The sequence below is a fragment of the Terriglobales bacterium genome, assembly GCA_035487355.1.
Taxonomy (GTDB): Bacteria; Acidobacteriota; Terriglobia; order Terriglobales; family Acidobacteriaceae; genus QIAW01.
The window spans coordinates 1-24058 of sequence record DATHMF010000075.1 but is presented as its reverse complement, the minus strand read 5'-3'; the positions used below and the strand labels follow the sequence as shown (position 1 = coordinate 24058).

Annotated in this window: 17 protein-coding genes; 14 read left to right on the top strand and 3 right to left on the bottom strand. The window is 55.3% G+C overall.

Translation table 11 applies throughout. The features are described 5' to 3' along the window. Positions 1 to 36 precede the first annotated feature (36 nt). The 10 genes from VK738_13950 to VK738_13905 all read left to right on the top strand — a co-directional run bounded on the left by VK738_13950 (position 37) and on the right by VK738_13905 (position 15601). Positions 37 to 5010: an RHS repeat-associated core domain-containing protein gene (locus VK738_13950; protein ID HTD23757.1), complete on the top strand. Its 4974-nt coding sequence runs from the start codon at positions 37 to 39 to the stop codon at positions 5008 to 5010. Between the two features lie 1395 nt (positions 5011 to 6405). Further along, complete coding sequence (hfq, locus tag VK738_13945; protein ID HTD23756.1) at positions 6406 to 6711, top strand: RNA chaperone Hfq; 306 nt, start codon at positions 6406 to 6408, stop codon at positions 6709 to 6711. Between the two features lie 106 nt (positions 6712 to 6817). After that, complete coding sequence (hflX, locus tag VK738_13940) at positions 6818 to 8416, top strand: GTPase HflX (protein ID HTD23755.1); 1599 nt, start codon at positions 6818 to 6820, stop codon at positions 8414 to 8416. Between the two features lie 388 nt (positions 8417 to 8804). Further along, the gene (locus VK738_13935) at positions 8805 to 9278 is read left to right on the top strand and encodes an ATP synthase F0 subunit B (GenBank protein ID HTD23754.1); all 474 of its coding nucleotides are present in this window, start codon (positions 8805 to 8807) and stop codon (positions 9276 to 9278) included. Beyond that, positions 9275 to 10039: an ATP synthase F0 subunit B gene (locus tag VK738_13930; GenBank protein ID HTD23753.1), complete on the top strand. Its 765-nt coding sequence runs from the start codon at positions 9275 to 9277 to the stop codon at positions 10037 to 10039. Before VK738_13935 ends, VK738_13930 begins: the two co-directional genes overlap by 4 nt. Next, positions 10036 to 10572, top strand: coding sequence for an ATP synthase F1 subunit delta (atpH, locus tag VK738_13925; GenBank protein HTD23752.1), 537 nt, complete (start codon positions 10036 to 10038; stop codon positions 10570 to 10572). The genes VK738_13930 and atpH overlap by 4 nt, the downstream gene beginning before the upstream one ends. Before the next feature lie 249 nt (positions 10573 to 10821). Continuing rightward, a complete protein-coding gene (gene atpA, locus VK738_13920) occupies positions 10822 to 12354 on the top strand; it encodes a F0F1 ATP synthase subunit alpha (protein HTD23751.1) in 1533 nt (510 codons plus the stop codon). A 134-nt stretch (positions 12355 to 12488) separates the two neighbouring features. After that, positions 12489 to 13541 (top strand): FoF1 ATP synthase subunit gamma, encoded by a 1053-nt coding sequence (locus VK738_13915; protein ID HTD23750.1) that lies wholly within the window; start codon positions 12489 to 12491, stop codon positions 13539 to 13541. Positions 13542 to 13665: 124 nt separating this feature from the next. Then, a complete protein-coding gene (gene atpD, locus VK738_13910) occupies positions 13666 to 15105 on the top strand; it encodes a F0F1 ATP synthase subunit beta (GenBank protein ID HTD23749.1) in 1440 nt (479 codons plus the stop codon). Between the two features lie 91 nt (positions 15106 to 15196). Then, positions 15197 to 15601 carry a F0F1 ATP synthase subunit epsilon gene (locus tag VK738_13905; protein HTD23748.1) on the top strand — a complete coding sequence of 135 codons (405 nt, stop codon included), beginning with the start codon at positions 15197 to 15199 and terminating at the stop codon, positions 15599 to 15601. 90 nt (positions 15602 to 15691) lie between these two features. On the opposite strand, the gene VK738_13900 is transcribed toward VK738_13905, so the two are convergent. The 3 genes from VK738_13900 to VK738_13890 all read right to left on the bottom strand — a co-directional run bounded on the left by VK738_13900 (position 15692) and on the right by VK738_13890 (position 19526). Then, the gene (locus VK738_13900; GenBank protein ID HTD23747.1) at positions 15692 to 16609 is read right to left on the bottom strand and encodes a POTRA domain-containing protein; all 918 of its coding nucleotides are present in this window, start codon (positions 16607 to 16609) and stop codon (positions 15692 to 15694) included. A gap of 56 nt (positions 16610 to 16665) precedes the next feature. Then, positions 16666 to 17217: a GNAT family N-acetyltransferase gene (locus tag VK738_13895; GenBank protein HTD23746.1), complete on the bottom strand. Its 552-nt coding sequence runs from the start codon at positions 17215 to 17217 to the stop codon at positions 16666 to 16668. 167 nt (positions 17218 to 17384) lie between these two features. Continuing rightward, a complete protein-coding gene (locus tag VK738_13890) occupies positions 17385 to 19526 on the bottom strand; it encodes a hypothetical protein (protein ID HTD23745.1) in 2142 nt (713 codons plus the stop codon). A 285-nt stretch (positions 19527 to 19811) separates the two neighbouring features. Between VK738_13890 and VK738_13885 the strand changes: the two genes are divergently transcribed. The 4 genes from VK738_13885 to fusA all read left to right on the top strand — a co-directional run bounded on the left by VK738_13885 (position 19812) and on the right by fusA (position 23934). After that, the gene (locus VK738_13885) at positions 19812 to 20174 is read left to right on the top strand and encodes a hypothetical protein (protein ID HTD23744.1); all 363 of its coding nucleotides are present in this window, start codon (positions 19812 to 19814) and stop codon (positions 20172 to 20174) included. Positions 20175 to 20710: 536 nt separating this feature from the next. After that, the gene (gene rpsL, locus VK738_13880) at positions 20711 to 21085 is read left to right on the top strand and encodes a 30S ribosomal protein S12 (protein ID HTD23743.1); all 375 of its coding nucleotides are present in this window, start codon (positions 20711 to 20713) and stop codon (positions 21083 to 21085) included. 159 nt (positions 21086 to 21244) lie between these two features. Continuing rightward, on the top strand, positions 21245 to 21715 hold the full coding sequence (gene rpsG, locus VK738_13875; protein ID HTD23742.1) for a 30S ribosomal protein S7: 471 nt from the start codon (positions 21245 to 21247) through the stop codon (positions 21713 to 21715). Positions 21716 to 21837: 122 nt separating this feature from the next. Then, complete coding sequence (gene fusA / locus VK738_13870) at positions 21838 to 23934, top strand: elongation factor G (protein ID HTD23741.1); 2097 nt, start codon at positions 21838 to 21840, stop codon at positions 23932 to 23934. Positions 23935 to 24058 lie beyond the last annotated feature (124 nt).

The following is a 24058-nucleotide window of genomic DNA, read 5'->3' as shown; positions in this document are numbered from 1 at the left end:
GCACCGTACATACCAGAAAATCGAGAGGAACTTAACATGCACAGACGCCAGGTTGGTTGTGTAGCCTTCATCATTCTAGTTTTGGCCGCGATAATTCCCAGCGCCTCGGCGCAGGTGGCGACGGGAGCACCGCCCTTCAGCAGCCTAGGGGGCGGGCCGTTTGACGCGATTAATCTGGCCAATCTGAACGTGCATTTTTCTATTCCGGTATTTTCGCGGGCAGGGAGAGGAATGCCATTTTCCTATGCTTTGCAATACGACGGCTCAATTTGGACTCCAGTGCAACCTCCGGACAGTTTCGGATATTGGTCACCAGCCACTAACTGGGGATGGGGTAACGCGGTCCAATCTGTCACGGGACTTCTAACCTACAACCATCATGGCACAGTCTGGGGCGGCTGGCAGTATGTTGATCCCTCAGGAACTGGGCACCCGTTCTCTGCTATGACACTCTATACTCCGGGGGGCAATCCTGGGACTCCTAACAGTGGAACGGTAAGCGCTAAAGATGGTTCCGGGTATACCCTATATGCCTCGGTCAATAGCAGCGGCCTCAGCGCTACAATCTACACCCCTAGCGGTGGGACGATTGTTCCACCGCAGCAAGATCCGAACACGGCAGGAACTTATACGGTCCAGGACTCAAATGGAAATGTGATCACGGCGAATGTCTCCAGCACTCAGACCGGCACTCAGACCGTAATTACCGATACCTTGGGGACGACGGCTTTGACCATCGCTCTGGTTACCACCTACAACAACGGCGTATGGTCCCAAGTGGCCAACTATACCTATGCGGCGCCTAATGGCAGCCCTGCTACAGTCCAAATTATTTATAACCAGCATGACGTCCGGACCAATTTTGGCACCAGTATATTCGAAGGAGCCATTAACTCGGCCTGGCTGGTGAGCGAGATTGACATGCCGGATATCGCCAGCAACCCAAACGACAAATATACTTTCGCCTACGAGCCAACGCCGGGAGATCCCGCTCATGTAACCGGGCGCATTGCGTCGGTCACACTGCCGACAGGGGGCAGCATTAGCTACAGTTATTCGGGCGGGTCTGGTTCGCAGCATGGAATCTATGCAGATGGCACAACCGCAGCTTTTACGCGCACGGTCAATGATGGCACCAACAGCAATAACTGGGCGTACGCGACGGACGACGCCGGTCACACCACTGTGGTAGACCCACAAAACAACGAAACTGATTTGACCTTCTCAGGCCTCTATGAGACGCAGCGCCATATCTATCAGGGACGAGCCAGCGGGGGCACACAGTTATTAGCAATGCAGCGGTGTTACAACAATGACTCGAGTTGCAACGCGACTACTGCGGTGACCGCGCCGATTACAGCGATAGATGTATACAGCAATGTTGGTTCCATAACCTCGCGGGCTTACACGAGTTTTAACAGCTATGGACTGCCTACGGAAACCGACCAATACGACTTTACCAGCACAACCTGGGGCAACCCCGTGAAGAAGACAATTGTTAGCTATGCAAGTCTAGGCAACTACATTGTGGACCGGCCTTCCAATGTGATCGTGAAGGACGGCAATAACAATATCCTGGCGCAAACGAATTATGTCTACGACGAAACCGGTCTGGGGTCGCTCGCAGGTACGCCGCAGCATATAGCAGTGAGCGGCTCCCGCGGCAATGTGACCACCGTCAGCCAATTGGTGCAAGGAACAACCTATCTGAGCAAGACCTTCAGCTATCTTGATTCCGGGAACGTGCTTGATGCCACCGACGTCAATGGCGCGGTGACGCATTCTTTCTATGACACCAATCCGGCTGTCTCCTGTGGCAACAGCTTTCCCCAGGCCGTGGGCAATATCGCCTTGGCTCTCTATACTTGGACGAGTTGGAATTGCACCGGAGCGGTGCCAAGCTCAACCACTGATGCCAACAGTCAAGTGACAAGTACTACTTGGAACGATCCATATTTCTGGCGGCCCGCTGGCGTCACCGACCCGTTGCTTAACACAATGAATATTGGTTATGGCGGCGCAACCATTACTGAAAGCAACATGATCTTTAACGGTGGCAATTCCATTGTTGATTCGGCCAACACGCGCGATGGATTAGGACGGCCCCACTTTAGCCAACGCAGGCAGGGGGCGACGGGAACGGCCTTCAATACCTTTGACTCGGTTGAAACCGACTACGACAGCGATGGGCGTCCGTATCTGACTACCGTAGGGTATGTGGGCGCCGGTACCCAAAGCTACTGTTCCGCCCACGGACTGCCCAGCAACTGCACTCCGACGGGAACCAGCACCACCTATGATGCCCTGGGCCGGCCCTTGTTGGTGACCGCCGCCGATGGCCTCGGCATCGTGAAATATACCTACACGAACAATGATGTGTTGATTGAGACCAAACCAGCCCCCACAACCCCCACGGTAGAGAATACCAAGCAACGGCAATATGAATATGACGCGCTCGGCAGGCTGACCTCGGTGTGTGAAGTTGTCACAGATACACAACATCTGGCCGGCAGCGGTGCCTGCGGCCAATCCAATCCACAGAATGGCTATTTGACCAAGTACACCTACGATACGGTCACGATCAACTCTGTACTCTACACTCGTTTCACGGTTACGCAGAATGCCCAAACCGGGGGCACGCCGCAGACGCGGACGTATCTTTCCGATCTGCTGGGACGGATGGTTCAGGAGGCAAATCCCGAGACCGGAACTGTGAGTTACACCTACGACTCCGATACCACTTGTGGAACCTCCAATGGCGACCTGGTGAAGAAGGTGGATCAGGCCGGCAACGTGACCTGCAATGCCTACGACGCCCTGCACCGGTTGACGTCGAAGACTTATCCTTCAGGCCCGAATGCCGCCAATACGCCGCGCAAATATTTCATCTACGATGCGGCCACGTACGCGGGAACCCCAATGGCCAATGCCAAAGGGCGCCTGGCAACGGCCGTAACCTGCCCGAACAGCGGCACATGCAACTGGATTACATGGGAGTTTTTCAGCTATTCTCCGCGTGGAGAGCTGACGGACATTTATTCCACCACGCCCAACGCGGCGGGCGCATATCACCTCACGCAGAGTTACTGGGAGCACGGACTGCCCAAGCAGCTCAGCGGCTTGCCGGGATTGCCCGCCGTTACCTACGGCGGCACGACCGGGCTGGATGGTGAAGGCCGAGTTACGCAAGTCACAGCCAGCACGGGAATATCTCCGGTGAACAACGTGAGTTACAACAATACCGACCCCAACACTTCGAGTGAACCGCTGGGAGCGTTGCTCTCGGTGAATTTGGGTACGACGACCAGCGGACAGTACGACTCGAACTCGTTTACTTATTATCCGAACACCGGGCGGTTGCATACCTATCAATTCAGTGTGAATAGCCAGACCGATACGGGAACGCTGATCTGGAATGCCAACGGTAGTCTCCAGCAACTCGCGATTAACGACAGCATCCCTGGGGCTGTAGACAGCCAGACCTGCAACTATAGTCATGACGACCTGGGCCGTATTGCCGGTGTGGACTGCGGCACTGCGTGGAACCAGACGTTCGCCTACGATCCCTTCGGCAATATCACCAAGAATGGCATGTTGACCTTTCAGCCTACCTACAATACGGCCACAAACCGGATTACAACTGCCGGCTTTACTTATGACAATGGGGGTGGAGCGAACAGCAATGGAAACCTGACCAATGACGTTTATCACACCTATACGTGGGATGCTGACGGGAAGATGGTTTCGGTGACCAGCGGAGCGAACACGGTGAACCTGACCTATGACGCGCTGGGCAGAATGGTAGAGCAGCAGCGCGGAACAAGTTATCAGCAAATTGTATACGGGCCGGGCGGCGGCAAGCTTGCCTTGATGAACGGGCAAACACTGGCCAAAGCTTTTGTTCCGCTACCGGGCGGGGCCACCGCTGTATATAACGCCTCGGGATTGCAATACTACCGGCACTCGGATTGGCTAGGGAGTTCACGCTTGGCTTCAACCCCTTCTCGCACTCTGTACTACTCGGGCGCCTATGCGCCGTTTGGTGAATCCTACAAAGAGGCCGGAACGACGGATCACTCGTTTACCGGGCAGAATGAAGACACGGCTCCCGGGCTGGAAGACTTCATGTACCGGGAGTACAGTTTCCCGCAGCAGGGCCGCTGGATCTCGCCCGATCCGGCAGGAATGGGGGCGGTAAGCCTGACAGATCCACAAAGCTGGAACCGCTATGCTTACGTGTCGAACAGTCCGCTTACGTCTATTGATCCGCTGGGATTGCGGGGGTGTCCTGGTCCGGGTGCTTTCACATGCTCCGCAGCCGAGGCGAACGGCTCAGAGTTCGGCGGAGGATTTGGAGGATTCGACCTATTGTCCATGTACGGAGGAGGACCTGAATGCAGAATGGATGGCGCGTCGATGCCGTGTGGAGTGGTAATGGCGTTCTTGCGGGGGGGTGGCGACGCTGTTGCAATGTGTCCAGGTGGTGATTGCAGTAGGGTACGCACTGGATCTAATGGGCAGTTTCAATACTACATACCGGGTTTGAGAACTCCGGTAATCAATAATCCATTTTATGATCCTAAGAAGAACCCTAATCCACTCATGGTTCCAGAAGTCATGGGAGCAATGACTGGAGGCTGGGTAAATCTGGATATTTCTAACGTATCTTTCTTTGTAAATGGGCAACAAGTTGGGACTACTACAATAGTTCAAATAGCAAGGCCTGTGGATTCCCAGGATGTTCGCATTCGTCAATTGGCGCACGCGGTTGTTACCCCATCGCAATGGGATACAACGTTCGATACCCAATTGGCTTGCAGCTTTGCAGTTTTTGGAGCTGGGTCAATCGGCGCGGGCCTTGGTGAGGCGCCTTTAGCCGCTGGTGAAGTTACGACACTCGCTGGTACAACTGCGCTCGAAGAAGTTGAAATTCCTGTTGCATTCAACAAATGGGCTGCTCGTGCCGGCGGGGCGTTTTCAGTGGCGACGTTTCTTGGGTACTGTCAATGAGTGCCTTTTCATGCACTAGATCTGAGGGCGAGTTTCTTAGAAAAGAGTAAGAATCGAGTAATTAGAAATTCCTGTAGAGCAAATCTAATAGTGCTGCAAAGATTGGTTTGTGATGGCAAATAACAACTTGAATCAGCGAAAACTCACGACCGAAGCACCATTTCGGTCGTGGGATTTTTTGATCGATACTCTGATCTGCTTAGGGTGTATTGCTGTTGGCAGCGTTATTGTATGGAAATATCCCAGTCCACGCTTACTTGCAGGCGATCTCTTGGTTATGGCATGGATATCGGGTAGCTGGAGGGCAGCCTTTCGATATCGTAAAAAAGCTCACGAACTTTCTCGTGAGCAGAATAGCTTTGGGCTTGCGAGTGAGGAGACCAACCCCGAGGTCGAATCAAATTCAGTCCTCCACGAAGCTTTGTCCTCCGCGAATCGTGCGGTCGGCATCATCTTGTCTTACATGTCAATAGCAATTTTAGTGTTGCTAATCCAGATTCTCTTGCTGTTAATGCGGAGATAATTTGGGAAATGGATAAAGGGACGGGGGGCCCTCGATAAGAGGAAAGGCTCTGTCAAGGCCGGGTAGCCCGGGCTAAACAGTTTGTATCAAGATGACCTCAAGGGTGCGCCGTGCCTAGCTTTGCTAGGCCGGGGGTTTCTGCAACCGCTTCGAATCTCTGTGGTTCAGTCATGAGTCCCACTCTAAGATTTCTTCATATCTCAGTTCCCACTCAAGAATCCGCACCTACTTGACCCGCTCAGGATTGTCTCATAGCCTGTCGCTTCGATCATGACGGTCTCGTGGTGAAAATAGCTATCTTAAAACTGGGAACTGAGAACCGAGAACTGCTTTTTGGTACCATCCTGGTATCAAACTCTTAACTTCTTGCGAATTCCGAGCTATCATTCTCCCGAGGCATAGCTCAACCATTTCTCCAACAGATTGTTCTTTGAAAATTCGCCGTCTGTATAGGTTCATGCGCTACGAATGACATTGTTTGGTCTCTCCTGGGCCCATTGATTTCAATGACTTAGCACTCGCCCCCAAGCTGGCACGAGGGGTGCCCCCAGTGCTCGGGAATGCAAGATTCCTCGAGTACCCTCTCATCCGTTAAACGCTCACCTGGATTCGACCCAAGCTTAGCAAGGGTCCCCCCTTCCCCAAAACCAGTCGCATTCCCATAGCCGTAAACTTTGCTTCGAGCCGAGAGCTGCGAGCTTGGAGCTGTTTTCAAGACTCTAAGCTAGCAAGGGTACCCCCACCCCCGCCTGGCACAAATCGGCTGTGGCACCCAATTTTGCTGGCCGAAATCCGCGCCAATCCATGCCAACGGGCATCCAACTTTGGTTATGGGTTGAAAAATCCCGTGAGTCGCCGTATCGTACCTAGCTATGGAAACTAAGCCGGCACAAAACATCCAGGATTCGTTCCTGAACAATGCGCGCAGGGACAAATCCCCTATTACGATTTATCTGCTTAGCGGGGTCAAGCTGACAGGGCGGATTCGTTCGTTCGACAAATATTCGGTAGTGCTCGAGACCAGCAATAATCAGGAACAGCTTATCTTCAAGCACGCCATCTCCACGGTGGTGACCAGCAAGGCGGTGCAGTTGCATGATCGCATGTCCCATGCCAACACCGGAAGCAGCGCTCCCCCTCCGGCGCCATCAGGACCTACAGGCAGCAGCGAAGTGTGAGCCTAGCTGCAAGTTCCAAGCTCTCAGCTCCAAGCAGATACAATAGCCGGCGCTACATCAATGCACAGCCGGGGACGGCCTGTGCCACACAAGACTGGCCCTTCAGGTGTCAAAAGAAATTCGCTCCTCTCGTCTAACTGAACGCGCTGACCGGCGCGGACGCTCGCAGCAGACTACATCTGCATCCCAAGAGCGTACGTTTCTGGTGGGCATTGACCTGCGACAGCGCCGGCGGGCGGAGCCGCAGAAGGCCAAAGATGCGGCGGCGGTCCTCGCCGACGAAGCGGAATCGAGCACGCCGGATTCGGCGGGTTCCGCAGATTTAGCGTCTGGCGAAGGCATGTCCGCTTCTGCAGATTCGGGAGCCCGCGCCGGCCAAGTGCTTTCACCAGGTTCAGTACCTCGCGCCGATTCAGCATCTCGCACAAAAACCAGCAAGAAGGAACCCAGCTTCAGCGCGCAGGATTCCATGGCCGAATTGCGCGAGTTGAGTCTCAGCGCCGGAGCGGAAGTTGCAGGCGAATTTTTGCAGGTAAGAGACAAGCCTGACCCGGCAACTTTGATCGGACGCGGCAAGCTGGAAGAGTTATCGGCCACGGCGCAATCTGCGGGAGCAGGGCTGATTATTTTTGATCACGAGCTTACGCCCTCGCAGCAGCGCAATATAGAAGATGCGGTGCAGGTGCGGGTAATTGACCGCACGCAACTGATCCTGGATATCTTTGCCCGCCATGCGAGAACGCGTGAAGGCCAGCTACAAGTTGAGCTGGCGCAGCTTGAATACCTGCTGCCGCGCCTGACCGGGCGCGGGTTGCAGATGTCGCAGCTTGGCGGCGGAATTGGCACGAGAGGTCCGGGTGAAACGCAGCTCGAGACCGACCGGCGCAAAATTCATCGGCGGATTCGCGCGGTCCAGCAGCAACTGGAAAACGTGCGGCGCACGCGGGCGCAGCAGAGGCAGCGGCGCGAGTCTGTCCCGGTTGCGACCATAGCACTGGTGGGTTACACCAACGCCGGTAAATCAACTTTATTTAACGCGCTGACGAAGGCGGGGGTACTGGAGTCCGCGAAACTATTTGCCACGCTTGATCCGACGATCCGGGCAGTTACGCTGCCATCGAAGCGAAAAATACTGCTCTCGGATACAGTGGGATTTATCCGCAACCTGCCGCACACGTTAGTAACTTCGTTTCGCGCGACGCTGGAGGAAGTCCAGCGGGCGTCGCTGCTGTTGCACGTCTCGGATGTAACCCAGCACCATGCGCGTAGCCAGGAGACGCAAGTGGAGCGCGTGCTCGAAGAGCTCGAAGCCGGGAACAAGCCGCAGATCCGCGTGCTTAACAAAATTGACCTGCTGCCGGCGAACATTCGCGAGGGGTTGCGCGATGACGTGAGGACGGTGCATGTTTCGTCCAAGACCGGGGCGGGAATTGACCACCTGCTGGAGCGGATTGATGAATGCCTGGCGGATGATCCGGTGCGGCGGGTCAGGTTGCGGGTGCCGCAGCACGAAGGCAAAGCCCTCTCGCTGATCGAGGCGCGAGCGCGGATTTTAGAACGCAAATACCGCGATGGCAGCGTGGAGATGGATATCCGGGTGGCACAGTCGGTCCTGATGAAGCTGGAAAAATTTGTAATCGAAGGTCTAACCGCGGAAGGACACAAAAGAACAAAAAGCCGGGAACACAAAAAGCCGGCAAAATAAATGGGCCGATTGCCAAGAAGCGGTGACAATTTCCTTGGCCAACGGCCCATTCGATCCTGAATTGGATCGGAGGTGATACTTCTATGGTAGACCCACTACAGAGTTTGTCAAGTAACTCGAGAGCGGCGGGAGGCGATTTTTGCACAATTTATGGTGCAACAGGCCATGGCTGCATTGACACTGCCTCGGGCACGATGGTAACTTAGAGAGTTTTATAGCCCACTTTCCCATCCCACAGAATCCCACTCGGCGGGAGTTGTTCGGTTGGATAGCAGATTGCCCTCAGGGTGGAAGTTCGCCCAACGAGCGCAACAAGCAGGGAAAACGTGTGGCTGCGGAACCCGCTTAGCAAGAGCATAAAGTCAGGAAAAAATACTAACGACTTCCAATGGACCAGGCCCTTCTTCAAGCACTCGAAGGATTTCTCATCGGAGCTATTCCGACCATCATCTTTATTTTTCTTTTGTTCGTGGCCTACCAGTCCCTGGTCCACAAACCGCTGCAGAAAATTTTAAAAGAACGTTATGAGCGCACCGAGGGAGCCGTAGCCAAGGCGCAGGCCGATATCGCGGCCGCCGCCGCCAAAACTGCGGAGTACGAGCAACGCTTGCGTGAGGCACGAGTGGCCATCTTTAAAGTGCAGGAAGCGCGACGGCAAAAACTCACTGAAAGCCGTGAGGCGGCTTTGCACGAAGCCCGCGCCCGCGCGCAACAGATGGTCAAAGAAGCCCGTTCCGTTCTGGAAAAAGAAGTAATAGAAGCCAAGGCCCGCCTGGAGCAGGAAGTTGAGGCTCTGGCAGCGGAGGTTATCCGTACGGTTTTGAAGCCGGTGGCGGCCGCTCCGGTAGGTGGACGCTCATGAATGCGATGAAATCAGTCGTAAGTCTGGGGGCCGTAGTATTGCTTGCCGCGGCCATGGCCGCCGCGCAGCAAGGTTCGAACGAGAAGCAGCCGGCTGGCGCGGGATCGAAACAGACGAGTTCCAGTTCGGGGCAGACACAAGCCTCGCAGACGCCGGCAGCGCAATTAGCTGACGCGGCGAATGATGCTGCCGGGCGCGAACCCAATAAATCTGAAGACGAGAATGCGCAGTTCAAGCAGTCATTTTCTGTCAAGCTGATTGCCAAGTGGCTGGGAATCACAGTTGAGCAGGCTTATTGGCTCAGCGTTTTTATTAACTTCGCCATTGTCGCCGGGCTGGTTGGGTTCGGATTGAAAAAGGCGCTGCCGAAGATGTTCCGGGAGCGGACGGCGGCCATCCAAAAAGGGATGGAAGAGGCGCGCCGCGCCAGCGAAGATGCCAACCGGCGCTTACGTGAAATTGAAGACAAGCTGGGACGGTTGAATTCCGAGATCGTGCAACTGGAGGCTACGGCGTCTGCCCAAGCCGACGAAGAGGCTGGCAGGTTGAAAGCGGCTGCTGAAGAAGAACGGCAGAGGATCATCCAGACAGCGGAGCAGGAAATTGCCGCGGCTGTCAACGCGGCGCGGCGCGATTTGAAGGCCTACTCGGCTGAGCTGGCAGTGAGCCTGGCGGAGAAAAGAATTAAGGTTGATGCGGCGACCGATCAGGAGCTGGTGCGCGATTTTGCAGACCAACTGGGAAGGAACGGCAGCCGATGAGTGTGGTCGCAGGCCGATATGCCCGCGCTTTAGCCGATGCCATCTTCGACCAGAAGCTGGATGCGCTCAAAACCGCCGCAGCTCTGCGCGAGCTGAAAGAGCTGCTCGATTCCAGCCATGAGTTGCGCGTGGTGTGGGAGAACCCTTCGGTTTCTCACGAGCAGAAACATGGGGTGCTCGATGCGATTGTTCAGAAAACAAAGTTACCCAAGCTGCTGCGCAATTTTATGGCGGTTTTGATTGATCATCGGCGCGTGGGGCAACTCGGGGAGATCGTGCGTGAGTTTGAGGCCGAAATCAACGACCGGCTGGGCCTGGCAGAAGCTGAGATCACGACAGCGCGCGAGCTGGGCGCGAACGAGCGCAAGCGGCTTGAGAAGAAAATTGCCGAGGTCGTGGGCAAGACCATCAAGGCGAACTACGCCACTGATGCCAAGGTGCTGGGCGGTGCGGTGGTCCGTGTAGGCAGCACGATTTACGACGGGTCGGTGCGAGGGCAGTTGCAGAAGTTGAAAGAGGCGCTGAGCAGTTAGGCTTTTAGCTCGAGCGGATCTCTGGGGCGGTATCGAGCGGACAAAGAAAACACAAGATCCTTCGCGCCAAAATCGGCGCTCAGGATGACAAGATGCAAACGGAAATGACGGAAACAGGAAGCATTTTAAATTCCGCAATGTCAAAGAGATTAAAAATTCCTGATTCTCTTGTCTGGAATTTAGCTAAGAGCTAAAAGCTAAGAGCTCAGGCACAAAGATTTGAGAGTTTGAAAGGTTTCGGAGTCATACATGGCTGGAATTAAAGCTGACGAAATTACAAAGATACTGCGCGCGCAGATTGAGAACTACGAGTCCAAGATTTCGGTGGACGAGATCGGCACGGTGATTTCCCTGGGCGACGGTATTGCGCGCGTCCACGGACTGGATAAGGTCATGGCCGGCGAGCTGATTAGCTTCCCGCACGGCGTGGCGGGAATCGCCATGAACCTGGAAGAAGACCAGGTAGGCGCGGTGCTGCTGGGCGATTACACCGAGATCAAAGAAGGTGACGAGGTGAAGCGCACGCAACGCATCATGAGCGTCCCGGTGGGCGATGCCATGGTGGGGCGCGTGGTCAACTCTCTTGGCGAGCCGATTGACGACAAGGGACCCATCAACACCAAGCAATTCATTCCCGTCGAGCGCATCGCTCCGGGCGTGATTGACCGCCAACCGGTACGCGAGCCTATGGCCACCGGACTCAAGGCCATTGACAGCATGATCCCGATTGGGCGCGGACAGCGCGAGCTGATCATCGGCGACCGGCAGACGGGCAAGACAGCAGTCGCGCTCGACACCATCATCAACAGCAAGGGCAACAACCTTATATGTATCTACTGCGCCATCGGGCAGAAGCGTTCTTCCATTGCCCAGGTGGTGAAGACGCTCACCGATTTCGGCGCCATGGATTACACCATCGTGGTAGCAGCTTCGGCATCAGAGCCGGCGCCAATGCAGTACATTGCTCCCTATGCCGCATGCGCCATCGGAGAATATTTCCGCGACAACGGCAAGCATGCGTTGATCATTTATGACGATCTTTCCAAGCACGCCGCGTCTTATCGCGAAATCTCACTGCTGCTGCGAAGACCGCCGGGACGCGAGGCATATCCGGGAGACGTTTTTTATTTGCACTCACGGCTGCTGGAGCGCGCGGCAAAAATGTCGGCCAAGCTGGGCGGCGGCTCGCTGACCGCGCTGCCCATCATCGAGACCCAGGCGGGCGACGTTTCGGCATACATCCCGACCAACGTGATTTCCATCACCGATGGTCAGATTTACCTGGAAACAGATTTATTCAACTCGGGCATTCGTCCAGCGGTGAACGTGGGACTTTCCGTGAGCCGCGTGGGCGGCGCCGCGCAGATCAAAGCCATGCGCCAGGTGGCGGGAACGCTCAAGCTTGAGCTGGCGCAGTACCGCGAGCTGGCGGCGTTCGCGCAGTTCGGGTCAGATCTCGATAAGGCAACGCAGGCGCAGTTGAATCGCGGCGCGCGACTGGTGGAAATTTTGAAGCAGCCGCAGTATCAGCCGCTGCCGTTTGAAAAACAGATTGCCATCATCTTTGCCGGAACCTCTGGTGTGCTGGACGACCTGCCGGTAGAGCAGATCCGGGACTTTGAGACGGAGTTCTACAAGTACGTTGAAACCATGAACCCGGGCATCTTCAAGACGATTGCTGAGAAAAAAGCGTTGGACGATGTTATTAAAGCTGACCTGTCCCGCGTTCTGGGTGAGTTCAAGCAGAAGTTTGTGGCGGACAGGCAGGCAGTAACGGCATGAAGTACTAGTACTCAGTTGGGAAAGACTCATAGTCATAAGCAAAGAAAACCCAGGTCCCTCGACTCCGCCGCGAAGCGCGGCTTCGCTCGGGATGACAAGGTCACGAAAGATGACAAAGACACAAAAGTAGAAGAATGGCGAACATACTCGATATACGGCGGCGGATACGCAGCGTGAAGAACACGCGGCAGATCACCAAGGCCATGAAGATGGTCTCGGCGGCGAAGCTGCGGCGCGCGCAGGAGCGCGCTCTGGCGGGGCGTCCTTATGCGCAGATGCTGACCAACGTGCTCAAGTCGCTGGTACAGCGGGCGGAAATTTATAGTCCGGAAACGGGAGAACCACTGAATCCGTTGCTGGTGCGCAGGCCCGAGAAAAACATAACGCTGATCATCGTGAGCGGAGACAAGGGCCTGGCAGGAGCCTTTAATACCAACATCGTGAAGGCCGCTGCGAAGTTCATTGAAAGCAAGCACGGGAAAAATATTGATATCGAAGCAGTCGGCCGCAAGGGGCGCGATTATTTCCGGCGGCGTTACAAGGTAGTGCAGCCGGGCGAGGGTGAAAACGGAAGCGGCACGCGCGCCGCGGAGATCCAAATCGTCGGCGAGCAGGTGGGCATTCTCAATAAAATTGCCTTCAACCATGCGCGCGACCTGGCGGAGACGGTAATCGAGCGCTATACCCGCGGCGAGGCGGATGCGGTTTACATCATCTTTAATGAGTTCAAGTCGGTGATCTCACAGCGGGTGCTGGTGGATACGGTGCTGCCCATCGGTGAGATTGGAGCGCACGACATCCAGCAGGTGGAAGAATTGTCAGAAGAAGATCGCCGGCGCGCCGTAGAGGCGGCGATCCATTCCGGGGTAGGCCTGCGCGAGGCTGATACCAGCGAGGCCGACAAGAAGGCCGCGACATTTGCCGCCTCGCAGGTGGACTATATCTACGAGCAGCCGCCCGAGGAGCTGTTCCGCGATTTGTTGCCCAAGTACGTGGCCATACAGATTTATCGCGCGCTGCTGGAATCGGTTGCCGCCGAGCATGCTGCACGCATGACGGCGATGGAGTCGGCCACCAATAATGCGTCCGACATGATTGATGCCTTGACGCTGGCCATGAACCGCGCCCGGCAGGCAAAGATCACGAAAGAGATCATTGAGATTGTGAGCGGAGCAGCGGCGCTGTAAAACAGTTTCAAGTTTCGGGTTTAGAGTTCATGCTTTGAAACTTAAAACTAGCAACGCTCAACTTTTGAGAACTGAGACGTAGCATGCTACGTCTCTACGAAAAATAATTTACGAAAAAATAATTATGGAAAATATAGGAAAAGTCATACAGATCTCCGGCCCTGCCGTAGACGTGCAGTTTGCCGAGGGCAGTTTACCGCCAATTTATACCGCAGTGCGCGTGACCAGCGAAGGGTTCACCGTTCCGCAGCCCATAGACGTAATTCTGGAGGTGCAACAGCACCTGGGCGAGGGTCGCGTGCGCTGCGTCGCCATGCAGGCCACCGACGGCATGGTGCGCGGCATGAAGGCGATTGATCAGGGCGGGCCGATCTCGGTCCCGGTGGGCCGCGAGACCTTGGGCCGCGTGATCAACGTGATTGGCGAACCGGTGGACCAGTTGGGTCCGATCAACGCCAAGCAGCGGCTGCCCATCCATCGCCAGGCGCCATCGTTTGAAGAGCAGGCCACCACGTCGGAGATGTTTGTGACCGGCGTCAAGGTCATTGACCTGATCCAGCCCTTTCTCAAGGGTGGCAAGATCGGTCTGTTTGGGGGCGCGGGCGTCGGCAAGACCGTGGTCATCATGGAGCTGATCAACAACGTAGCCAAACAGCATGGCGGATACTCGGTGTTTGCCGGCGTGGGCGAGCGCACGCGCGAGGGTAACGATTTGTGGCTGGAGATGAGCGAATCGGGCGTGATCACGCCGGGCGATCCCTCCAAGTCGAAGGCGGCACTGGTTTACGGCCAGATGACCGAGCCCCCAGGAGCGCGGCTGCGCGTGGCGTTGACCGGACTCACGGTGGCGGAATACTTCCGCGACGTGGAAGGCGCGGACACGCTGCTGTTCATTGACAACATCTTCCGCTTCACACAGGCGGGTTCGGAAGTCTCGGCCCTGCTGGGACGCATGCCCAGCGCGGTGGGTTACCAGCCGAACCTGGCAACAGAAATGGGCGAGTTGCAGGAGCGCATTACCTCCACGAAAAAGGGTTCGGTTACTTCGGTGCAGGCGATCTATGTTCCTGCAGACGACCTTACCGATCCGGCCCCAGCGACCACGTTTGCTCACCTGGATGCGACCACCGTGCTCTCGAGGCCGCTGACGGAGATTGGGATTTATCCGGCGGTGGACCCGCTGGCTTCTACCTCGCGCATTCTCGATCCGCGCATTGTTGGCCAGGAGCACTACGACGTGGCCCAAGGCGTGAAGAAATTATTGCAGCGCTATAAAGATTTGCAGGACATTATCGCGATTCTCGGCCTGGATGAGCTCAGCGAAGACGACAAGATCACCGTGACCCGCGCACGAAAAGTACAAAAGTTCCTCTCGCAGCCGTTCTTCGTGGCCGCGCAATTCACGGGGCGCGACGGACGCTTTGTGAAGATTGCCGACACGGTGCGCAGCTTCCGCGAAATTATTGAAGGCAAGCACGACGAGATCCCCGAGCAGGCTTTTTATATGAAGGGCTCGATTGAGGAAGTGCTCGAAGATGCGGAGAAGATGAAGGCTGCCGCTTAGTTTTGAGTTGTTAGTTTCAAGTTTCGAGTTCCCAACTTGAAACTCGAAACCTGAAACTGGAAACTGGCGGCTGGCAACTGACAATGGGGATATGGCAGAGACACTACAACTCGAAATCGTTACTCCGGACCGCTTGATTGTGAGCGATACGGCGCAGGAGATACAGATTCCCGGCAAGAGCGGCTACCTGGGCATCCTGCCGGGGCACGCCCCGCTGATCACCGAAATCGCCGTCGGCGAAATTACCTATCGCAAGGCGAACGAGACCCGATATCTGTCTGTAGCCTGGGGCTTTGCCGAGGTGCTGCCGGAAAAGGTCACAATTCTTGCTGAAACTGCAGAGCGGTCTGCCGATATCGATCTTGCCCGCGCACAGGCAGCCAAGCAGCGCGCAGAGGCGCGGCTCAAACAGGGTGGAACGGACTTAGATTACCAGCGCGCAGAAGATGCATTGCGGCGGGCGCAGACGCGGATCGATGTGGCTGCGAAGAAATAGCCGTTAGCTCTTAGCTTTTAGCTACAGCCGCCTGGAACCAGGCGGCTTTTTTGTTGATTGTGATGAGCTGGCTGTGATGAGCTGGCAAGGTTAATGATGGATGGCGGATGGTTGGGCTCGGGCCGCAATGGGGTGCACTAACAATCCTTCCGGCGGTTTTGCCAGGGTAATCTGGAAATTCAGAAGGGCTGATTTCTCATCGTGGAAAACTCTGAAGACTTCGCCAAACTTGACGCTTGGTGCAGCATGAATGTCGCGAAGGAAATCTTTAAGTGCCAAGCCATCATCATTGCATGGCTTTCCTTCGTAGGCTTGCCATGCTTTCAGCAGTGTTGCGCGAGCGCCCGGCTTTGATTCTTCGCCGTCCACTGTCAATTTGCCGTAGTGAAATTGCGGCCCTTCGTCAACGTCAATGATGAGCGAGACCAGGTTGGCGTCATCATCAATCTTTGTATCCGGAACAGGAGTAAAGTCGATATATCCCCGGGCACCGTAGAGCTTGCGGGTGTTTTCAAGACCTATGTGGATTTTGCCGGTATTGAAGATATCTCCCGCACTCATAGGAAACTGCCTGCGCAATTCAGCCTCAGGGAATACGGTTATGCGGGTGAACGAGATATCTTTTAGCCGATACAGTTGGCCTTTATCTACCGAAATGGTGACATCTATCAGTTTCCTGCGTGTATCTCCCTGAATCACTCTGACCATAGGGCTACCAATAAGTGCTTTGAAGTAGCCGCGTTCCTGGTAGGCCTGGCGTACGCGCTCGGCAATCTCATCGAAGTTGTCGCACCAATAGGTGTGACTTTTTATTTCTAGAGCGATCCTTTGTTGAGCGGCCAGAGAGAATCCGGGATTGCGCAAGATGAGCTTGCGTACGAACGCCTTCGGTGTTAAGCCGGGTGACCACTGATCGCCGTCGCGCACTGGACATGCTGCTGGGTCGGCTTGCGCTAGAGCGCAGAAGCACAGAAAAACCATGCAGATGATGAGAAAAACTTTCTGCATATTCGGAGATTATAGTACAGTTGCGCTCCAGGATTTTGGCTTGCCCTTGTTCCCAACTAACGTCGCCGGTGCCTGTTCGTGTGCCACTCGTCAGCGGTAATCTCCCATATCTCCGCGGGGAGACGGCCTGAAACGTAGTCCCGCTCCAGGGTGGCGACGATACGCATACCTTGCTTTTCCGAGATACGGCGCGATGCTGTATTGGCGATTGCCTTGGGAACACGCAGCCGGGGGAACTTCAGCACGTCAAACCAATAATCGGTTACGACCTCGCAGGCTTCACTCATCAAACCTTGTCCCTGCCAGGGCAGGCCAATCCAGAAGCCGCGATTGTTGTTCTCGTCTCTCATCAAACCGATGCTTCCGATCAATCGAGCAGGATCGCTTTTGAGCCGCAACGTCCAATGCCAGGCATCTTCGCGTTCGACAGCGGGCAGGGCCACATCGCGATAAAATTTGTGTGCGCCATCCGGCGGATAAGGCCAGGGCACCTGGTTCGTCAGGTAGCGCACGATCTCCCATTGTGGAAAGAGAATTTGGGCTTGCGCAGCATCAGCAAGCTCCAACGGACGCAGTAAGAGCCGGGGCGTCTCAAGAATGGGGATCATAATCAATTTTAGTCTGTTGGCTTCTTTTCTCCGGTGGAGATATTGCTCTTCCGCGGAACGAGACTCTTTCCTAAATCAGGAAAAAGGAATACGGCATCGGGAGATTGTCGTATTCAGCGCGGCATATCCATGGCAAAGAACTCGATAGCCGAAGGCCAATCGCTGCCTTAGTGCGGCCTGACGGCGACCAAATCAGGAATGAAGCTTACCGAAATCTGGGCTACATCCGTACCAGAGGCCACGGCAATCTGGTGCACGCTGCCCGTGGTGTTCCCATTGTCACTCACACCTACATACACGGACGCGCTGTCCAGCGTAACGCCACCAGTGGTGGCGAACGGTGCGGTGCCTACCAGGGTAACTGCCCCAGTTGCGTTGCCAACGACATCATAGCTCAGTAATTTTCCGGAAACGTCATTAGCCGGGATGTAAGCGTGTTTGCTGTCAGGGGTAACAATGATTTGGTTAGCGGTGAAGCTGCCTCCAGTGGTCACCTGCGCGCGGGTTTCGGTGATTCCCGGCGGGCAGGCAGCGGTGAGCGTGGGAGTCATGACAGCAATGTTCGGGGAATTGGCCCCCAGCATAATGTTGGGATTGCTTGGGTTGGTGGGATCAGCAATCCCCTTTAGCTTGGTGGTCAGCAGCGAACTCGAGCCCGCCTGGGAGGCATTATTGCAAACTGTCACCAGCGGAGTCGTGGAGTTGGCCACGTAGGCTAGTCCGCCGTTAGGCAGGAAGCTGACATCGCTTGCTCCCGGTGCGGGAAGGGTTGCCACTGTTCTGACCGTAGCACCTTGGACCGCATAGACGGTTGAAGTCGAAGTGGCCGGAGTCGCAGGCGTATTTTGGTTGACGACAATCGCTTCGGAGCTGTCAGGAGAGAAGTCGGCTGCCACTGCATTGCTGATGGTGCTTAGCGTAGTAACGGTATTCGCACTGCTGTTGAATAACAACGTGGTGTAATTGGCGCCGCCGATGAAAACGAGTTGTCCATTGGGCGAGACAGCCAATACTATTCCGGGAGCGTTTGACACCTGCTTGGTGAGGGTGTTATTGGTGGCGTTGACGACCATCAATCCGGTGCTCGACCCGAGATAGGCATTAGCTCCTTGCGGATCGAAGACGAGAGAATTGGGGTTTGCCGGCAGAGTGATCGCGGTCCCCGCAGTGTTAGTGGTGTTGCTGATCGGAACCAAAGAGGTTGTTCCCGAGCCGGTAGCGTAGACCGTTGTTCCCGTAGCCCCAGGGCCAACACTGGCTGTGACCGTATTGCTGTTTACCACGGATCCCTGGCCCTTGTTGCAACTACCGTTTACTGCGCAGGAGGCTGTAATGTTAGAGGTCCCGTAAGCAACTCCAGCCACCAGACCCGTGCTGTTAACGGTGGCGGCGGCAGACACACTGCTGTTCCAGGTGAGGGTAACGTTGTTGACCACAGCTCCCAAGCTGTCTTTGACTACGGCTGACAACTGCCCGGTTGCACCTATCGCTCCCGGTGACGGGTTGAAGGCCAGGTTGGGGTTGGTGTTGGGGCCAGTGATGGTGATGCTGGCTACCGGACACTCCTGAAATACGACAGCTGGACTGTTTACAGGATTGGTGCTGTTGATGCTGGCGGTTACCGTGGTAATTCCCGGTAAAACTGCAGTAACTAGGTTATTGGGGCCAGGCGTGGTGGAGTATGCCAAAGTGCCGACAGTGCTGTCAGCGATGCTCCAGTTAAAGCCGCCGACAGAGCTGGTGATGTCAATGCCGTTTGCATCCAGTGCCTGCGCCGTAAAAGAAATTTGTCCAGTCTGGGAAGCGCAGGTATTTTGCGAGGCAGTAAGCACTACCCTCGCCACCTTGGGATGCACGTTGACGGTAACAGCGTTACTGGTGACGCCCTGGGCGGTAACCGTGATGTTTGTCGTGCCGGAATTAAATACAGGCGCTGCTGGAGGAGGTACCTGAGACGCACAGACGACAGGATTAGCCAGTCCATCCGAGGTGTTGCCTTGACCATCTTTCCATACTCCGCCGGCGCAGATTATGCCGGGCAAGTTGCCACCAGTAGCGATCTGGGCAACGGACGTATTGCTGGAATTAAAGGTGAGCGTCTGATTATTCACGGCGCGGCCTCTGGCATCGGTGGCGCTGGCCGTCATTTGAAAGGTATCTCCACCGTTGAGTGAAAGCGCAGGGCTGGGCGATAGGGTAATGCTGGTAATAGGTCCGACGCTGCTGGAGCTGCCCCCGCCACAACTGGCAAAAAAGAGAACGACAGTAAGAATAATGAAGGTTAGAACCGCTGACCGCAAATAGTGCATTGATCCTCCCCACCCCTAACTGCCGGTGGTCGTATGAAATACCGCCTGAATAGCTGAAAACAAACAGTGTAGCAGCTTTTGGGGAGAGCTTCCTAGGCTTGGCTGTGTAAGATTTTGTGAAGCATGAACGGGGACGTTAGCCTGCAACGAAAGATACATACTTAGATGAAGTAATGACATATGGTACTTCGGTAATCTACCCTAAGAGACACCGGCAATGCCATGCTTCAATCTGGAAGCCGTTCGGCGAAGACCTGTCAGCGGCTATCAAGGATTCAGCCAGCTATGGCGTATTTCCCACAACCGGACAAACGGGTGCGCTCTCCGCGGGTGCGAGTGCCGCAGGCCCCGAAGATCCTTTTTATAGTGGATAACGTGCCCATTGAAGGCAACCTGCTCAAGCTTTCCCTGACGGGAGGCGCAGTTGAGTTGTCGAAAGAGTGCGCCGCCGGGGTTTTGGGAGAAATCAGGTTGCACACCAACACAGGGACCGTGCAGGCAGTGGTGGAGATCCTGGCAAAAAACGATCCTAAGGCCAAAGAGCAGCCCTTCCGCTTTGTTGCCCTGGGCGATGATGACCAGAAGCTGTTGGTTTCCGCTATCAAGAACCTCCGCAAACAGGGGTTTGGGGACGTAGTTGTGGCTTAGAAGCAGTTCTTCGGTTCCCAGTCCCCAGTTCTCAGACTAAAAGTGACCTAAAAGAGACCCTCTAGGTGAATTATTGATTAGAAAAGCACACCAAATGTGCCACTTTTGCATTGTTAGGGTTGACGAAGCTGCAGCAGGATTGCTATATTTAATAGGTTCTGCGAGCAAAGCTGTAAGAGTCTGTGTTGGTGTGAATCCGATTCAGTCTGATTAATATCTATATAAAGTAGTTGTAGTTGAGCAGCGGTTACGCGTTGCAAACACCGCATCTATCTCGCTGAAACATAAACCTGCGCTTCCTTCCCACCGTGGTAAGGGTATGCAGGTTGAACGCGGACGAAACGGAGCATCTCCTGGGGCGACCCGGCGCGATGCCACCGTCGGAAGCTAAATCAAAATTTCTGGAAACCCTTGAGTAATCCCGCACTCATTGGAGTTGCGTGTGCGGGAAAGTATGGTTTGGCGTGCGACAAGATACGCCATGTGAGCCTGTCGCTCGAGTGCGGCATGGCTTAGAAGCAGGAGAAAAGAAAACTTTGCCTACGTTTAATCAGTTGGTTCGTAAGGGAAGGACGGCGCCGAAATTTAAGACGGCGAGTCCGGCGCTGCAGGAGTGCCCGCAACGGCGTGGAGTTTGTACGCGTGTGTACACGCAGACGCCCAAGAAGCCGAACTCGGCACTGCGCAAAGTGGCGCGCGTCCGCTTGACCAACGGCATTGAAGTCACGACCTACATCCCGGGCGTCGGCCACAACCTGCAGGAGCACTCGATTGTGCTGATTCGCGGAGGCCGCGTGAAAGACCTGCCCGGCGTGCGCTATCACGTGGTGCGCGGCACGCTGGATACCACCGGCGTAGCCAATCGCAAACAAGGACGCTCCAAGTACGGAGCCAAGCGGCCCAAGGCGTAAGAAAGTTTCAAGTTTCGAGTTTCAGGTTTCGAGATGTTAGCGATGCAAGAGCGGCGAGGCCCATCAGGCCGCCGAGCCGCGAAGATGAAAGGCCTGAAAGATTTTTGAGACCGCGAAATAGTTGAGCGGTCTTAACAGATAAGCAGATAAATAAAGCATATGCCAAGAAAAGGACACATTGCGAAGCGCGAGGTTGAGGCCGATGCGGTGTACAACTCCACGCTGGTCACCAAGTTTGTAAATTCGATGATGTGGGACGGCAAGAAATCCACATCAGAGTCAATTTTTTACAACGCCATGAAGCAGCTTGAGAAAAAAGGCGGCGATGAGCCCCTCAAGCTGTTCAAGAAGGCGGTAGAAAACACCAAGCCGCTGCTGGAAGTGAAGACCCGGCGCGTGGGCGGAGCCAACTACCAGGTTCCGGTCGAGGTTGCCGCAGACCGGCGTACGTCGCTGGCCATCCGCTGGTTGCTGGCCTACAGCCGCGAGCGCGGTGAAAAAGGCATGGTGGATAAGCTGGCCAATGAGCTGCTCGACGCGGCCAACGGCAAAGGCGCCGCCATCAAGAAGAAGGAAGATGTCCATCGCATGGCGGAAGCCAACAAGGCTTTTGCGCATTATCGGTGGTAGAAAAAAGCTTTTAGCTCTTAGCTTTTAGCCAGAGTAGGGACGTAGCAAGCTACCTCTCTACGAAAAAAGAATTCGAGGCGCAGCAAGCAGCGTCTCTACAAAGTAGAAATTGAGAAATTAAAGTGCCCCGTACAGTTCCATTAGAGCGTTGCAGAAACATCGGCATCATGGCCCACATTGACGCCGGCAAGACCACTACGACCGAGCGAATCCTGTTTTACACGGGACGCACGCACCGTCTCGGCGAAGTGCATGAAGGCACTGCGACCATGGATTGGATGGAGCAGGAGCAGGAGCGCGGCATCACCATCACCAGCGCTGCCACTACATGCTCCTGGCGCGACGTTCGCGTCAACATTATTGATACCCCCGGCCACGTGGATTTCACCGCCGAGGTGGAGCGCTCCCTGCGCGTGCTCGACGGCGCGGTCGCGCTGTTTGACGCGGTGCACGGGGTGCAGCCGCAATCGGAAAAAGTATGGCGCCAGGCCGATAAATACGGCGTCCCACGCATTTGCTTTATCAATAAAATCGACAAGATGGGCGCGGATTTTGAACATGCCATAGACACCATCCGCAAGCGCCTCAATGCCAAGCCGGTCGCGATCCAGATTCCCATCGGACAAGAAGATAAATTCAAGGGCGTCGTAGACCTGATCGAAATGCGGGCCATCATCTGGAATGATGAGACCCTGGGCGCCGAGTACGTTGTCGAAGAAATTTCCGCCGACCTAAAAAAGAAAGCCGAAGCCTTCCACACACAATTAGTCGAGACCATCGCCGAGAACGACGACGAAATTCTGCACAAGTTCCTGGAAGGCGAGACCATTACGCCCTCGGAGCTGAAAAAATCTCTGCGCAAGAGCACGATTGAGTTGAAGGTGTTCCCGGTTCTGGTGGGCACATCATTCAAGAACAAGGGCGTACAGCCGCTGCTGGATGCGGTGGTGGATTATCTGCCCTCGCCGCTGGATATCCCGGTGATTACCGGTATAAATCCGGACAACGGCGAAAAAATTACGCGCAAAGTGGATGACAATGAGCCCTTCAGCGCGCTGGCGTTCAAGATTATGGCTGATCCGTTCGTCGGGCACCTTACGTTTATCCGGGTGTACTCGGGGCAGTTGCAATCCGGCCAGAGTGTGTTGAGTTCCGCCAAAAACAGGACCGAACGCATTGGCCGCCTGCTCAAGATGCACGCCAATAAGCGCGAAGACATCACGGAGATCATGGCGGGCGATATCTGCGCCGTGGTTGGACTGAAGAATGTCACCACCGGCGATACCATTAGCGACGAAAAGCACCCCATCCTGCTGGAATCCATCACATTTGCTGTTCCCGTCATCGCCGTTGCGGTAGAACCCAAAACCAAAGCCGATCAGGAAAAGATGTCGCTGGCGTTGAGCAAGCTGGCGCAAGAAGACCCGACCTTTAAAGTCCACACCGATCCTGACAGCGGGCAGACCATCATCAGCGGCATGGGCGAGCTGCATTTGGAAATCATCGTGGATCGCATGATGCGCGAGTATAAGGTCGAGGCCAACGTGGGCAAGCCGCAGGTGGCCTATCGCGAGACCATCCGCAAAAAGGCGGAAGCCGAAGGCAAGTATATTCGCCAGACCGGCGGCCGCGGACAGTACGGCCACGCCAAGATTCGCATTGAGCCCAACGAGCCGGGCAAGGGATACGAGTTCATCAACGAGGTTACCGGTGGCTCGGTGCCCAAGGAATACATCAAGCCGATTGACCAGGGTATTCAGGAAGCACTGGAGGGCGGAGTGCTAGCTGGCTATCCCATGGTGGATGTGAAGGTCGAGCTTTACGACGGCAGCTATCACGAGGTTGACTCCAACGAAATGGCCTTCAAGATCGCCGGTTCGATGGCCTTCAAAGAAGCTGCGCGCAAGGCTTCACCAGTGCTGCTTGAGCCGGTCATGGCCGTCGAAGTGGTTACGCCGGAAGATTATGCCGGAGCCATCATGGGCGACCTCAGCTCGCGCCGTGGACGCATTGAAGGCATGGAGCACCGCGCCGGGTCGCAGGTGATTAAATCCATTGTGCCGCTGGCGGAGATGTTCGGTTACGCCACGCACATGCGCTCGAGCACGCAAGGGCGCGCGGAATATTCCATGCACTTTGCGCGCTATGAAGAAGCGCCGCGCTCGGTAGCCGAAGAAATTATTGCCAAAGCGCAGGGCAAGAGCGCTACCAGCAAGTAAAGAATTTATTCGCCGCAGATTAACGCGGATGAGCGCAGATTAAAAGAATTTAAGCAATAAGAGCAAAGAGCCAGGAGCAAAGAGAGAGAACATGGCGAAGGAAAAATTTGACCGCAGCAAGCCG